Genomic DNA, 15,244 nt, shown 5'->3' with positions numbered 1-15,244 from the left:
TCAATATTTATTATTCAAAGCTTTTATACGTTTACATGCCAGTGGTATCTTTTAGCGCATACCACCATGAGCCCATGACAGAGTAAGGGACTCGCAGCGCTCGACCACCTGGGAACGGAATCCAAGGAATTTGTGCAAAAGCATCGAACTCTTTGGTTTTACCATTAATGGCATCGGCTAATATTTGTCCAAATAGATGCGAGCCTGTCACGCCATGACCACTATACCCATGGGCGAAATATACTCGCTCATGTAGTTTGCCCATTTGTGGTACGCGAGAAAAAGACAACGCAAAGTTCCCACTCCACGCATAGTCGATTTTGACGTCACGTAACTCTGGAAAAATTTTCGTCATATTTGGTCTAATTTTAGCTGTGATGTCGGCGGGGTCTTGACCACCGTAGACTGTACCACCGCCGAATAACATGCGCTTGTCTGCTGAGAGGCGATAGTAATCCAAAATGTAGCGGACATCTTCGACACAAACATCGGTTGGCAGTAACTGGTCTGCTAAATCACCCAGCGGCTCGGTGGCGATAATTTGCGTCGATACAGGCATAACACGGTCAGTCAGTTTAGGGATAACTTTATTGAGATAGGCATTGCCGCATAGCACCGCTTGCTTACAAGTCACGGTGCCAAACTCGGTGATGACTTTGATAGCATCGTCAGCATACTCAATATCAACCACTAAGGTGTTTTCATAAATGGTGCCGCCGCCTTGCTCAATGGCCGCTGCTTCACCTAGGGCAAGATTCAATGGGTGGAAGTGTCCACCGGAATGATCGATGACTCCGCCCACATAGGCATCTGATTTTATATGCTCTTGGATACCGCGCTTATCGAGCATTTCTCGATCATGCATACCATGGCTCTCCCACAGTGCATGCGTTTCTTGCAAGTCTTTTAGCTGTCCATTATTTAATGCCGCAAAGATGTTTTTTTCTTTGAGATCACAGCTGATATCGTAGTCTCTAACAAAACGACGAATGATTTTGCCACCGCGGGTGACGAGCTGACCGACGAAGTCTGCATTTTCTTGACCATAAGACTTTTTGATTTTTTGTAGGCTGGCATTTAGACCATTGACGATTTGACCGCCATTACGCCCTGATGCGCCCCAACCAATTTGCGCGCCTTCTAAAACCACGACTTCATGATCGGTTTCAATGAGATGCAGGGCAGTTGATAAACCGCTGTAGCCGCCGCCAACCACACATATTTCCACTTGGATGTCATTCTTTAGCGTTGGTCTATCCGGCTTAGGATTACGACTTGCTGCATAATAGCTATCAGGATATTGCCCTTTGTCTGAATAATGCGGGATATTGCGCGTATTATTCGAGGATAGGTTTTGGTTCGTTGCTGCATTGCCGTTTAAATTGCTACTTGAGTTGCTATCTGACATATCAAACATCCTGTAAATAGGTGAGGTATTCAAGGTTGGTCACTTGCTGAGCAAAGCGTTTGGCTTCTTGCTTTTTGACGGCGATCAACAGCTCAATCATCTCGCTTGGGAACAGCGAATCAATCACATCACTGCTTTCAAATTTGCGGATGGCGGACAGCCAGTCTAGTGGCAAGGTCTTAAGTTCGGCTTCGTCATAAGTAATGCTATTGATAGGTTCTGGCGCTTCTAGCTTGTTTTCGATGCCATACAGCATACCTGCCAGTACCGCACTACAGACCAGATAAGGATTGGCATCTGCCCCAGAGACACGGTGCTCAATACGGCGCGCTTTTGAGTCACCACCAGGGATACGTACTGCCGCCGTGCGGTTTTCATAACCCCATGACACATTGTTTGGCGCTAGTGTACCGGGTGTAAAGCGGCGATAAGAATTCACATGTGGGGCAAATAACAACGTGCAATCTGACATGGTCTTTAACAATCCGGCGACTGCATGGCGCAAGATATCTGAGCCTTCATCTGACCCATCATCAAAGACATTATTGCCGTCTTTATCTAATAAGCTGCAATGCACATGAAAACCATTCCCCGACTGCAGACCAAAAGGTTTTGCCATGAATGTCGCAGTGAGTTTACGGCGAGCAGCGACGGCTTTGACGACCTGTTTGAACAAAATCGCATCGTCAGCGGCTTTTAGTGGATCGTCTACGTGTAATAAATTAATCTCAAACTGACCACAGCCATTCTCTGCCAAAGCGGCATCTGCTGGGATATCGAGCTTTTTGCACTGTGCATAAACTTCGTCTAAAAATTCATCGAATTGTAATAGATCATTGATACTCAAAATTGAGGTTTTATTCAGTCTTAGCCCGCTTTTGGGGCGGATAGGTGGTCTTGGCGTTTCGCCTTCAGTATAGTCAACCAAATAAAATTCTAGCTCAGTGGCCATCACTGGAGTCAAACCAAGCGCTTTGAATTTTTTGCTAATGTAATCCAAAACGTGTCTGGCATCACCGTAATAAGGTTCGTTATTTTCTGTATAAAGCCAAACGGGCAATAGCGATGAAGGCGCACTGGTATTGAGAAGTGGATAGGCGGCACGACCAGTAGGACGGGCAATGGCATCTATATCGCCATTACATTGAGAAGACTCGATGACATCAGCACCCCAAATATCAACGCCTAAGATAGATAAAGGCAATCGTATCGCACCGTTTTCTGCTTTTTCCATTTGATTGAAAGGGATGCGCTTACCACGAAGTAAGCCATTAATATCACCTGCCGCAACATAAACGTATTCGGTGTTGTTTGCAGATTCGACCATTCCATTGGTTGTCGTCATGTCTATTCTTCCTATGAATTTTTAGAATTACTGGGATTATTGTCAATACGGATACTGCTGGCGCACCGTTTTTTAATGATATTTCTGACCAATGCTTGGTAAAACAGCGATTGATTACCTCTTATTTAAACAGTCTTTAGGTTTCTCAAAACCGATTTTATTCATAATATGAATTCTTTAGATTTCGCTGTTCTTAGCCCTTAACATCGAGATATAAACGTCAACCCTTGTTTAATGTCTCGCTGATGACTTCCAATATATGTGTGAAAAATATAGTTGTCAATTTTTATTTAAAATTATCTTAAATTAATGCATTTTTCCAATTTTATTATTAATATCGGCAATATTGAAATTTATAGTTTACATTTTATGAGATGCTGTGTTAGATTTTAGCTAAATAAAGGATTGAGCAATATAGACGATGAGGTCTATTTGTTATAACTAGGGAAGACGGTATGAAAAATTCTAGACCTATCATTGCTATTGTTTCTTGTCATAAGATCGTTGATGGGCAGCCAGCACAAGCGGTGTATCAAAAATATATCGATGCCGTGAATTTTTATGGTGGCAATCCCATAATGCTGCCAAACACTGCTGCCGATAGCGAAAACTTTGAGGCGCTACTGAATATCGCAGATGGGATTTTGTTAACGGGCAGTTATAGTAACGTGGCACCAACGCGCTATGGCGCGACGCATATCGAAGCGAAACAAGACTTGGGTCGTGATGAGCTTAGCTTTAAATTGTTGGATTATGCAGACAAGACTGGCACTCCGCTATTGGCGGTTTGCCGAGGTTTGCAAGAGATGAATGTGCATTTTGGTGGCACGCTATATCCTGATTGGCGGGAAGTAGAGGGGTTTTATGAGCCACATTTAGAGGACAATACTCAGCCACTTGAAGTGCAGTATCAGCCAGTTCATGACGTGATTATTCAAGCAAATGGCAGGCTTGCCGCCTTTGGTGAAAAATGGCACGTTAACTCGCTACATAAACAAGCAATCCATAAAGTAGGCGCGCGTTTATTGGTTGAGGCTCTAGCGCCTGATGGTTTGGTCGAAGCCATCAGCTTGTTGCAACATCCATTTATGATTGGTGTACAATGGCATCCTGAGTTAAATTATGCACAAGACGACTTGTCCAAATTTCTATTCACGGAATTCATTCACTATGCCAGCAAACCCCAAACTGAATAGCACTACTGAAGGCAATGTAGACAATGCCAGCACTGACATTGATATTAATAACAGCATTGACGCTGATGTTGCCAGCGATAAAGCGGCTGATATCGATACAGATGACGACATCAGTGGTGATGATGAAGATGAGCTGACAGACTCTGAGACAGCGATGTCAGCCGAAAATGACGAGTCGCCAGAAGAGGATATAGGTAAAAAGATCAATCAGCTGCGTCTCGCAAAAGGCTACTCGCAACGTAAGCTTGCGAAATTGTCGGGATTAACCAATACTTCTATTAGCTCCATTGAACGCAATAAAGTCAGCCCAGCAGTGAATACACTAAAGGCAATTTTGGCAGTATTGGGTTCTGATTTGACCACGTTTTTTAGTGATGAATGGAAGGAGCCAAAGGCGAGAGTCGTGGTAACGCCAAAGGATTTGTTGGAGCTGAGCGAACCGAGTAGCAGAGTGTCGCTAAGACAGGTATATAATTGTAGTACTACCAAGAATTTGGGTTTTTTGATAGAGGTGTATCAACCGAACAGCTCAACGGAAGAAAAAATCGCCCACGAAGGTGAAGAGATTGGCACCGTTATTGAAGGCAAGATTCTTATCCGTATCGATGAGACGACGTATCTCTTAAACCAAGGGGATAGCTACGTGATTGATACCATTCGCCCGCATACTTTTATCAACCCTACTGATGGCGTGACTCGCATTGTTAGTGCGCACACCCCGACGACTTATTAGGTAAGCATTTTAATAGCCATTTAAGTTGATGTTTAAATAGCCATGGTGATTTCCCGCGCGGCTTCTAAAAATAGAAGCCGCGTTTTTTTGTATGAAATAAGTCATTGTGAAAACACGCCCTAGCAAGCTGTTAGATATTAGCCTAAGTAATAAAGTAGTAGGCTTACGGGTCTTTATGATCTTGAAGCGTTTCTGAGCCAGTAAGCGGATTTGAGGGACTCATCGCTTTAGGTTTTTCTTTGATAAGCTTTACTTTGGTTTGTTTATCGGCTGGTACAAGCGCGACATAAGCAGACTCAGGCTTCTTACTAGTGGGTTTAGAGGATTTTTTTAGCGTCTTGTTAATTCTTTTGACAGCAGCGGCATCGCTTGCAGCTTGTTCCTCTGCGAGCGAGTCGTCGTATAAACCTTGATAGACAGCGAGGGTTTCTTCAATCATCTCACGCATGGTGAATTTATTGGTCATTTCAGGGCGTGTGATGCTTTCTAATTGATTTCTCACGGCTTTACATAGCGCATTGGCATTGTATTTTTTGACCAGCCCTTGAGGATATAGCGGTTGTAAAATCTCACTAAATGCGGCCTGATCCCACCCAATAACGGGCGTACCTAAATGAATCGCTTGTAAGGCGTTGATGCCGATTGATTCAGGTTCATTCGCAAGCGCCATCACGATATTGGCGGCTGAGAGCCATTCACGCATGTCATTACGTTTGCTACCTACATAAGTAATGCGATCAGCCAACCCCAGTGTGTTGGTACGTTGGCGGAAATCTTCGTGCGCGACGTCACCATCTCTATAATCATCATCCATGATAATGATGTGGATGTTAGGGAACTGCTCTTGCAAGTTGCCCAAAATATCAATCAGCCATTCCTGACCATATTCGTTACCAATAATAGTTGGAAATACCAGCCACTTTTTATGCTCAAGCTCAGGATACTCAGCAAAAGTATGCCGTAACCAATAAACAGACGGATTATGACGATAAGGATAGCGGCGCGTATCGATACCACGGTAGATGCGTTTGATGACTTTGGGGTCGGCATCTTCTTGGCGCAGGCCTTTTTTTAGATAATTGGTCACACTATCGGAGACGGTAATGATGGTATCGACATCGAGTAGGGCTTGAGAGTATTTATTGATCGGATAAAAACCATACATGGTTGACACTAGCTTTGGTATCCGTTTGACACGGGCGCGGCGCAATGCCAAATGCAGTATCCATGCAGGTGTGCGTGAGTGCACATGGATCACGTCAGGATCGTACTCTTCAATTAAACGCCGCAGCGCCGTGACTTGTAGTAACGACAGCCAAGACTTTTTATTCATATGCAGCTGATGATAGTTATTTCCATCACGCTTTAGGCGTTTGACCAGATCATTATCTTCATCGGCGCTAGAGACGATGATGGAGGTATGGCCATTTTTGACCAATGCGCGTCCAAGATGAAAAATACCGCGCTCGGATTCATCATGCTTTAAAGACGATAATAGGCGCATAACTTTCATAATGGCATTGGTGACCAGTTCATAATAACAAGTGGCTATTGTCAGTTAAAAGCCGCCAAAACTCAACCATCAAGATAAAAAGATAAGGTTATATAGTCGAGTTTCTAAGAGAGAGACGCATAAAGGCTTGAATCGAAGGATAAAAGTCATTAACGACGTTTCTGTAAATGCTCAGCATTGGGCAGTACTTGCTTTTCGCTTAAATATTTCCAATAGCGCTGCGGCAAGTATTGCTTATGCAAACGTGGGTTTTTACGCTCTTTGATATTGACGTTGATAAAGTAACCTTGCCAAAATTTTTGATAGCGCTGCTCATCCTCGCTATGAATGCTGGCAGGGTTACGCAGCACGGCATCATCTAAATCAGTAATGGTTTGTAGTGTGGCAGGGCGCGACGGTGTGCTTTGGCTCTTGTCATAATAAATGCCATAACCACGGGATAAATCATAAATCGCCCAGTGTTGGTCTTGGTACCGCTGACGAAAATGCTCGCCAATCAAAGGCAATACATTAAAATCAGGGTCCACTCGCGCAAAATAGATATCGTCAGTGGTATGCTCAAAACGTACAAAGGCTTCCATACGATGTTTCTCACGACCGACCGATTTGACCGTTTGCACCAGCTCTAAGACATTGAGATTACCCAAATCCTCCATAATATGGCGGCTAGGATAATCGATGGCATATTTGACCACTTGAAATAGAGTCGTACCGATATTGTCTTTTTCGGATAAAAATCCCCAGAGAATATTGCGCATACCTGAACGACCCAATAACTTATGAAGCTTGGTCAGTACGCGTTCTGCATTGTCTTCATCAGTAGTAACGCTAGTCGCTTGTGCGATTAATGAAGGTACATAGCAATCTTGAGCGATTAACTGTAGAGAATCATCGTTTTGCAGTTTATTGGCATAGACATAGAATACCGCACTCAGCCAACCCTCAAAACTTGGCTCATAAAGCACGATGCTGGGTGTTAATTGACCCAGATGATAAGTTTGGGTTTCAGCGATTTCTGACAATGACTGCAACATTATTTATCCTAATTTGCTATCTCAAGATGCTCTAATAGTGGTGGCTCACTTTATCAATAATCTTGATGCTTAAAACAAAGCCATTTGCCCATTACGCTGGTCTTTATACTTTGTCTGCGTCTGTGCCAATACATATTGGCGGAAGTTATCACGGGTTAAATGCGCTAAATGTTCGTTCTTACCCGTCGTCGCGATAAAGTACTTAGCACGATTGACCGCTGCGCCCATTTTCTTCAAATGATAAAGTGTCAGTTGATTAAATTTGCGTGCTTTCACTATTTTTTTAGCCGTTTTGGTGCCGATACCGGGTATACGCACAATCATCTCATAGCTTGCGGTTTGAATATTGACCGGAAAATGCTCGCGATGGCGGATTGCCCACGCCAGCTTTGGATCGCAGTCCAAATCTAAAAATGGCGAATCAGGTTCAACGATTTCATGCGCGCCAAAACCATAAAAACGCATCAGCCAATCCGCTTGATACAGACGGTTTTCACGTATCATCGGCACTGGCGTTCCAATAGCTGGCAGGCGACTGTCGGACAACATCGGTACATAGCCAGAATAGTAGACACGCTTAAGATCGTACTGTTTATAAAAATGACTCGATAACTGAATAACTTGCAAGTCAGTCTCGTTACTCGCGCCAACAATCATCTGACTGGTTTGACCTGCTGGCACAAATTTCGGTGCTTTCTTATGGGTTTTACGGCTCTCTTTGATCGTAATAATTTCAGTTTTAACCGTTTCCATCGGTGCTTTTAATTCATCATGTGATTTTTCTGGGGCGAGCAGTGCTAGACCTGATTTGGTCGGAATCTCAATATTAACGCTGAGACGATCAGCATAAAGACCAGCTTCTAACAGCAATTCTTTTGATGCACCCGGAATGGTCTTTAAATGGATATAGCCATTAAAACGCTCACGGGTACGTAGTATCTTAGCGACCTCAACCAGTCGCTCCATCGTATAATCGCCACTTTTAAAAATACCTGAGCTAAGAAACAGCCCTTCGATATAGTTACGGCGATAAAACTGCATGGTTAAATCAACCACCTCCTCGACGCTAAAAGCAGCGCGCGGGGTGTCATTGCTTTTACGTGAGGTGCAATAAGCGCAGTCGTAAATACAATGATTGGTTAAGAGGATTTTTAACAAGCTGACGCAGCGACCATCTTCAGTGTAGCTGTGACAAATACCAGTTGCAGAAGCATCGCCCAGACCACCGCCTTGGTTTTTGCGCGTACCAGCGGAGGATGAGCAAGAAACATCATATTTAGCAGCATCCGCTAAAATATTAAGCTTGCCTTGTAGTCGTTCATAATTGATGGTGGCCATAATAGGAGATTACCAATTCATTTATAGGCTATTATTTTAGCAAATAGGTTTGTAAGTCACTGTAATTATTGAAGAAATATTGATTTCATGCGACAACTGTTGTCGTGCTATTTATGAAATTTTTTTAATTATGAGAGCAGGGATTAGGCAATGTTTGAATTACTTCTTCTGAGAAGTATTCTTTGACAATGAGACGTCCTTTTTTATCAAACTCGACGTTGTACTTGGGGTAAGCTGCAAAAGCGTCAGGGTCATAGGTCGAAGGAAAATCGATTTCTTTATCTGAAAAAAATCGGCTAGCCGTCCATAATTGTTTATCATTATTATATCCAATGCTACACCGACTGTTTAGGTCAAAGGTGAAATAACGGCCAAAGTATTGCTCCTTGCCGCCACGACCAAATAGCATATTAGCACCGCACGGGTTGCCACAGCCGATATAGACATGATAAGTATCTTTATCGATTTTTTTGAGCGAAGTATGGTTCCAGCCGTAATGACCTATTCCATTCATAAGCACGGTTTCTATTACTTCACCATTATTTAACGTTTCGCTTTTAATGATATAACCATCATCGCAATACTCATGACCGTCTTTACTCATATAGGCAGTACAAATTTTCGACATATAAAAGCTAGCGTCAAGTTTTGATTCGGCAGCTTCAGCCCAAGATATAGAACTCAAAATACAACCGTAAATAATAAAAACCAATGTAGAGAGAGGAGTAAATTTATACATGGAAATAATGACCGGATATTTGTTTTGAGTTAATAGCACTATAGCAAAAGGTTGGTTGTTAAGGAATAAAGTACACTCATCAAAAAGGTCTTGCTGACTAGGAAATTAGCCGGCAAGACCTTTTATTAATTTTAAGATTTATTAAATAACAATATTTTCAAATCTAAACTTTAAAATCTAATTTTCACTGAACTTTCGCACGTATAACAACCGTTTGCGGTGCGTTAGCAGGAAGATCTACCAAGTTCCATTTTAGTCCAGAATAGTTTTCTGTGATGACTACAGTATTGCCAACTTGTTGGATAGCCTGATAACTGTCGCCGCCTGTTGTCGCAAGCGTTGGTAGTGGGCTATTCAATGATACCAATTGCACGCCATTTGGCAGTGACACCATGGCATTGATGTCAGTGACGGGTTGTGCCGTGGTATTGGTATAAGTGGTGTGGTATTCGATGATGTCGCCAGGTGCGATATGGTTCGCAGGTACAGCCACTTCGCGACCATCTTTGTTTTTTAATATTTTCATCACTTTGGTTTGTGCATTCACCACGTCAGGCGTACTAAAGGTCGGGGTCAGTTGCAGAGCATCTAAAGACGTAGATACAATTTGCGTCGTTGCAGGTTGGCTCGTTACTACGGTGGTCGTTGGTGTATTGATGACTGGCAATTGGGTAGCCGTCGTCACAGGCAATACTTGCGTCACGCTAGTCGTCGGCACAGCTATGACATCAACTTTGCTTGTTTGATCGGTCATCTGGTTAGTCACAGGTACGCTCGTAACCGTGGTGCTGCCTTGGGTGACGACCGTATTGCTCGCACCACTACTGGCTACTTGGCGAACCGTATAGCGTGGAACGTTAGTTACTTGAGTCACAGCATAAGGCATGCCGTCTTGCATAGTGATGCCGTGCGGTGTTGCTGTAATGGTCGCGGTTTTACCGTCAGAATACTGCTCAACGACGGTAGTACTATTACCAGCAGACGAAGTGATGGCGATTTCAGGCGCAGCATGTGCGGTAGATACCGTCAATAAAGCGCCTGCTAAAATTGTTGGAATAGCAGTGCTTATCACGCTTTTTTTGACGAGGCTGTGCTGGGTAAACGCCTTCTTATTTATAGTCAGTAACGCTGGCATATCGATGTGTATGGTCATAATAGATTCCTTTAAAATAACAGTAAATAAAGCCGCTAATGTAGTAGCAGAAAGCAAAGCGTAAAAAATAACGCTTAGAAAACAACACCTAGAAAAGAAAAACCCCCGTCAAATGAGCATGTAAACCATGTCAAATAACGAGGGTAAAGATACTAATGATAGCCAACGTTCGCTATCTCTCCATCATTATTTTAGTCAGTTGCTAAGCACTTATGTCTAATGCTTATAATGAGACACTTGTAATAGGCACAAGGCTCAGCATCTATACTCGAACAATTATGCGCTAAAACAAACAGACTAAAAAAGCAGCGTTGTGTAACTTCTGCTCTATTCATAATGAGGTTGTGTACTGCTTTCTACGCTCATTTGCTAGGCGAATTGCCAGCTGATTCGCGTTAAAATACTGCTGTCATCAAAAGCTTTTTATTTATCAAAGAATTGCTATCAAAGGCTTTCTATTCAGATATTTCTCAAATAAGAAAAATTAATCGTAAATAACTTTCATGATTTCGTATTCGACCACGCCTTTTGGCGTTTCAATACGCGCTTCATCGCCTTCAGACTTACCAATCAAACCACGTGCGATCGGTGAATTGACTGAGATTTTACCCGCTTTAAAGTCTGCTTCGTCATCACCAACGATTTTGTATTGTTTTTCTTCTCCGGTGTCCATGTTTTCGATAACGACGCTCACGCCGAATATCACACGACCATCTTTTGGTAATGTTGCAGGATCAATCACTTGCGCGCCGCCAAGTTTGGCTTCGATATCACGGATACGCGCTTCACAAAAACCTTGCTGTTCGCGAGCAGCATGATATTCAGCATTTTCTTTTAAATCGCCATGTTCACGGGCTTCAGCGATAGAAGCAGTGATGCGTGGACGGTCGATACTTTTTAACTGTTTTAATTCGGCTTCTAGAGCCGCATGTCCTTGCGGAGTCATGGGATAACGTTGCATGTTTTTTCCTTAAACCAATAACACCACACCATCTCCTACTCTTTAGTGAATAGTGAGATGGTGTCAGTGTTGTTGCAATGAGTATGTGAAGATATAAAAAGAATGAGGTTTAGACTGCGTAACAACCAAACACGCGCTTATCTGTGAGCATGGATACACTGACAAACAAGACACTTTAACCTTACGTAATAAAAAGCATAGTCGCAGTTTAGCCACTATGCTTTTTAGGTCTATCTTTTTAAAACTTTATTTTTTTAAAGTACTGCTTTTTTAAGCCGTACGTTTTTTAAAGCACTACTGTTATATAAAAATCGATAACAAGTTTTGCATCCGCTGTTAAACGAGCGTTGCCGTTATGCTTAATCTACTGAAATTAAGCTGCTAAGTCAATAGAGCTAAGCAATAGTCTTTGCTTGTTCGTGCAAATCTTGTAGCTTATAGACCTCAAACGGTAGGTCAATGGCATAAGATTTACAAACCGCGTCTGCCGCGCCTAAGGTTGTCACATAAAATACTTTACCTTGCAGGGCACTACGTCGGATAGAGAATGAATCCTCTTGTGCCTGTTTGCCTTCAGTGGTATTGATAATAAGGTCGATTTTACCATTTTTCAAGGCATCGACGATGTGCGGGCGACCTTCGGTAACTTTATTGATTTGCTTGCACTCAATACCGGCGTCGCTCAATATTTTTTGCGTACCAGTGGTTGATACAATGTTAAAACCAAAGTCGACAAGCTGGCGAGCGATAGGGGCGATTTGTGCTTTGTCACTATCACGTACTGAGATAAAGACAGTTTTGGTTTCGCCTTCGGTCGGTAGACCTGGCAGACGCTCATTACTACCGATAATGGCTTTATAAAATGCTTCGCCAAAGGTTTTACCGACGCCCATCACTTCACCGGTTGATTTCATCTCAGGGCTCAAGATTGGATCAACTCCAGGGAATTTTGCAAACGGGAATACCGCTTCTTTGACCGCGAAAAATGCTGGAACGATTTCAGTGGTAAAGCCTTGGTCTTTCAATGAGGTGCCAGCCATACAGCGCGCCGCGATTTGCGCTAAAGAAGTACCAATACATTTAGAGACAAACGGCACGGTACGGGCAGCGCGAGGGTTCACTTCTAAGATATAAATCGTTTCACCTTTTACGGCAAACTGGACGTTCATTAAACCTACAACACCAAGCTCTTTTGCCATGGCGACCGTTTGCGCGCGCATCACATCGCACAGCTCATCAGACAATGAGTAAGGTGGCAATGAACACGCGGAGTCACCAGAGTGCACGCCAGCTTGTTCGATATGCTGCATGATACCGCCAATCACGACGTCAGTACCATCGCTAACGCAGTCGACATCGACTTCGATCGCATCGTCTAAGAAGCGATCTAGTAGGACAGGCGCTTCGTTTGACGCTTGAACCGCCGTACGCAAGTAGTGTCTTAGCTCGTCTTCGTTATAGACGATTTCCATCGCACGACCACCTAATACGTAAGATGGGCGTACTACCAGCGGATAGCCAACGTCTTTTGCCTTGACCAAACCATCTTCTAAGCTCGTCGCTAAGGCGTTGGTTGGTTGGATAAGATTCAGCTGTTGAATCATATGTTGGAAGCGTTCGCGGTCTTCTGCGCGGTCAATTGCATCAGGGCTAGTACCGATGATTTTGACGCCAGCAGCTTCAAGGGCGCGCGCCAGTTTCAATGGTGTTTGACCACCAAACTGCACAATCACACCATCAGGATTTTCGATACGGACGATTTCTAACACGTCCTCTAATGTGATTGGTTCAAAATACAGACGGTCAGAAGTGTCATAATCGGTTGAAACCGTTTCAGGGTTACAGTTGACCATGATGGTCTCGTAGCCGTCTTCGCGCATAGCAAGGGCTGCGTGTACACAGCAATAGTCAAACTCGATACCTTGACCGATACGGTTAGGACCGCCACCGATAACCATGATTTTCTTGTTATTCGTTGGGTTGGCTTCACATTCGCTATCGTAGGTTGAGTACATATAGGCGGTGCTGGTGGCAAATTCTGCCGCGCAGGTATCGACGCGCTTATAGACTGGATAGACGTTTAAGTCCCAACGCTTTTTACGTAGTTGCTTTTGTGAGACACCAAGGAGTTTTGCTAAACGCAAATCTGATAAACCTTTACGTTTAAAGCTGCGTAGGTTCTTCTCAGTTAAACCACCAAAACCCAATGCTTTCACCGTTGCTTCAGTTTTCACGATATCTTCGATTTGTACCAAGAACCATGGATCGATTTTGGTTAAGTTGAATACTTCGTCGACGCTCATATCGATACGGAAAGCATCCGCAATATAATAAATACGTTCAGGCGTTGGAATGGTTAAGCGATTGGTGATTTCGCTACGTGCCTTTTCAATGCTCAGATTACCGTCTTTGATAGCAGCAAAGTCAATTTGCTCATCAAAACCATCATTGCCAGTTTCCATACCGCGTAAGGCTTTTTGCATCGATTCTTGGAAGTTACGACCAATCGCCATGACTTCACCAACCGATTTCATTTGTGTAGATAACACACTATCGGCTTGTGGGAATTTTTCAAAGTTAAAACGTGGAATTTTTGTGACCACATAATCAAGCGCAGGCTCAAAGCTGGCTGGCGTTTTGCCACCAGTGATGTCATTTTGCAATTCATCAAGCGTATAACCAATCGCTAGTTTTGCCGCGATTTTGGCAATCGGGAAGCCAGTGGCTTTTGACGCCAATGCTGATGAGCGTGACACACGTGGATTCATCTCGATGACGACCATACGACCAGTATCAGGGTTAATACCGAACTGAACGTTTGAGCCGCCTGTTTCAACGCCGATTTCACGCAGTACTGCCAATGAGGCATTACGCATGATTTGGTATTCTTTGTCGGTCAAAGTTTGTGCTGGCGCAACCGTGATTGAGTCGCCCGTATGCACACCCATTGGATCAAAGTTCTCAATCGCACAAATGATAATGCAGTTGTCGTTTTTGTCACGAACCACTTCCATCTCATACTCTTTCCAACCGATTAATGATTCATCGATGAGCAATTGATGGTTTGGTGATAAGTCAAAGCCGCGCTCACAAATCTCGATAAATTCATCGCGGTTATACGCGATACCGCCGCCTGAACCGCCCATGGTGAACGACGGACGAATGATACACGGATAGCCCATTTTTTCTTGGGTGGCAAAGGCTTCTTCCATGGTCTCAGCAGTTTCAGCGCGCGGGCATTCAAGGCCGATACGCTTCATGGCTTTATCGAACAAGTTGCGATCTTCTGCCATCTCGATTGAGTCTTTGGTCGCGCCAATCAATTCGCAGTTGTACTTGGTCAAGACGCCGTGTTTGTCTAATTCTAAGGCACAGTTTAGCGCCGTCTGACCACCCATGGTTGGCAAGATGGCGTCAGGGCGTTCTTTAGCAATGATTTGCTCAACGGTCTGCCAAGTGATTGGCTCAATATAAGTCGCGTCCGCCATGGTAGGGTCAGTCATGATGGTCGCAGGGTTTGAGTTGACCAAGATGACGCGATAGCCTTCTTCTTTTAGCGCTTTACAGGCCTGTGCACCCGAATAATCAAACTCACATGCTTGACCGATGACGATAGGACCTGCGCCTATGATAAGAATGCTTTTTATGTCGATACGTTTTGGCATAGTTAGGGCTACCTTCGTTAGTATGATATTTTAATTGATTTATATTCGGCTAAAATCGTATTTGAACAGTGCTATATTTTAATAAAACACCACTTTAATAAAACGATATTTTGCGTGGCTCAGCTTAAACCATCATGGGTGATCTAAGCTGTATAACGA

Annotated in this window: 11 protein-coding genes; 2 read left to right on the top strand and 9 right to left on the bottom strand. The window is 43.5% G+C overall.

What is annotated here, in order from left to right; genetic code table 11:
• Positions 1-31: 31 nt before the first annotated feature.
• Both C8D84_RS06275 and C8D84_RS06270 read right to left on the bottom strand, forming a co-directional pair.
• On the bottom strand, positions 32-1,408 hold the full coding sequence (locus C8D84_RS06275; protein WP_228244501.1) for an NAD(P)/FAD-dependent oxidoreductase: 1,377 nt from the start codon (positions 1,406-1,408) through the stop codon (positions 32-34).
• 1 nt (position 1,409) lies between these two features.
• Complete coding sequence (locus tag C8D84_RS06270; RefSeq protein ID WP_055123919.1) at positions 1,410-2,753, bottom strand: glutamine synthetase family protein; 1,344 nt, start codon at positions 2,751-2,753, stop codon at positions 1,410-1,412.
• A gap of 455 nt (positions 2,754-3,208) precedes the next feature.
• Here C8D84_RS06270 and C8D84_RS06265 point away from each other — a divergent pair, with 455 nt between their 5' ends.
• Together C8D84_RS06265 and C8D84_RS06260 are read left to right on the top strand one after the other, a co-directional pair.
• Entirely contained in the window at positions 3,209-3,949 is a 741-nt protein-coding gene (locus C8D84_RS06265; protein WP_109590841.1) for a gamma-glutamyl-gamma-aminobutyrate hydrolase family protein, read from the top strand.
• The gene (locus tag C8D84_RS06260; protein WP_109590839.1) at positions 3,924-4,682 is read left to right on the top strand and encodes a cupin domain-containing protein; all 759 of its coding nucleotides are present in this window, start codon (positions 3,924-3,926) and stop codon (positions 4,680-4,682) included. Before C8D84_RS06265 ends, C8D84_RS06260 begins: the two co-directional genes overlap by 26 nt.
• Positions 4,683-4,845: 163 nt before the next feature.
• Here C8D84_RS06260 and C8D84_RS06255 read toward each other — a convergent pair whose 3' ends face one another.
• From C8D84_RS06255 to carB, 7 genes are all read right to left on the bottom strand, one after another.
• Positions 4,846-6,195, bottom strand: coding sequence for a glycosyltransferase (locus C8D84_RS06255; RefSeq protein ID WP_228244500.1), 1,350 nt, complete (start codon positions 6,193-6,195; stop codon positions 4,846-4,848).
• Between the two features lie 149 nt (positions 6,196-6,344).
• Positions 6,345-7,229 carry a TIGR03915 family putative DNA repair protein gene (locus C8D84_RS06250; protein WP_109590837.1) on the bottom strand — a complete coding sequence of 295 codons (885 nt, stop codon included), beginning with the start codon at positions 7,227-7,229 and terminating at the stop codon, positions 6,345-6,347.
• A 69-nt stretch (positions 7,230-7,298) separates the two neighbouring features.
• Entirely contained in the window at positions 7,299-8,567 is a 1,269-nt protein-coding gene (locus tag C8D84_RS06245) for a putative DNA modification/repair radical SAM protein (RefSeq protein WP_109590835.1), read from the bottom strand.
• Positions 8,568-8,691: 124 nt separating this feature from the next.
• Positions 8,692-9,252 (bottom strand): hypothetical protein, encoded by a 561-nt coding sequence (locus tag C8D84_RS06240; protein WP_109590833.1) that lies wholly within the window; start codon positions 9,250-9,252, stop codon positions 8,692-8,694.
• Positions 9,253-9,490: 238 nt separating this feature from the next.
• Positions 9,491-10,459 carry a hypothetical protein gene (locus tag C8D84_RS06235; protein ID WP_228244499.1) on the bottom strand — a complete coding sequence of 323 codons (969 nt, stop codon included), beginning with the start codon at positions 10,457-10,459 and terminating at the stop codon, positions 9,491-9,493.
• 484 nt (positions 10,460-10,943) lie between these two features.
• Positions 10,944-11,420, bottom strand: coding sequence for a transcription elongation factor GreA (gene greA / locus C8D84_RS06230; protein ID WP_045445504.1), 477 nt, complete (start codon positions 11,418-11,420; stop codon positions 10,944-10,946).
• 395 nt (positions 11,421-11,815) lie between these two features.
• Entirely contained in the window at positions 11,816-15,085 is a 3,270-nt protein-coding gene (gene carB / locus C8D84_RS06225) for a carbamoyl-phosphate synthase large subunit (protein WP_109590831.1), read from the bottom strand.
• Between the last annotated feature and the right edge of the window lie 159 nt (positions 15,086-15,244).

Source organism: Psychrobacter immobilis, assembly GCF_003148585.1.
In the GTDB taxonomy this organism is placed as follows: domain Bacteria; phylum Pseudomonadota; class Gammaproteobacteria; order Pseudomonadales; family Moraxellaceae; genus Psychrobacter; species Psychrobacter immobilis.
The sequence above is the reverse complement of the archived record's forward strand: the minus strand, read 5'-3'. Positions and strand labels throughout refer to the sequence as shown.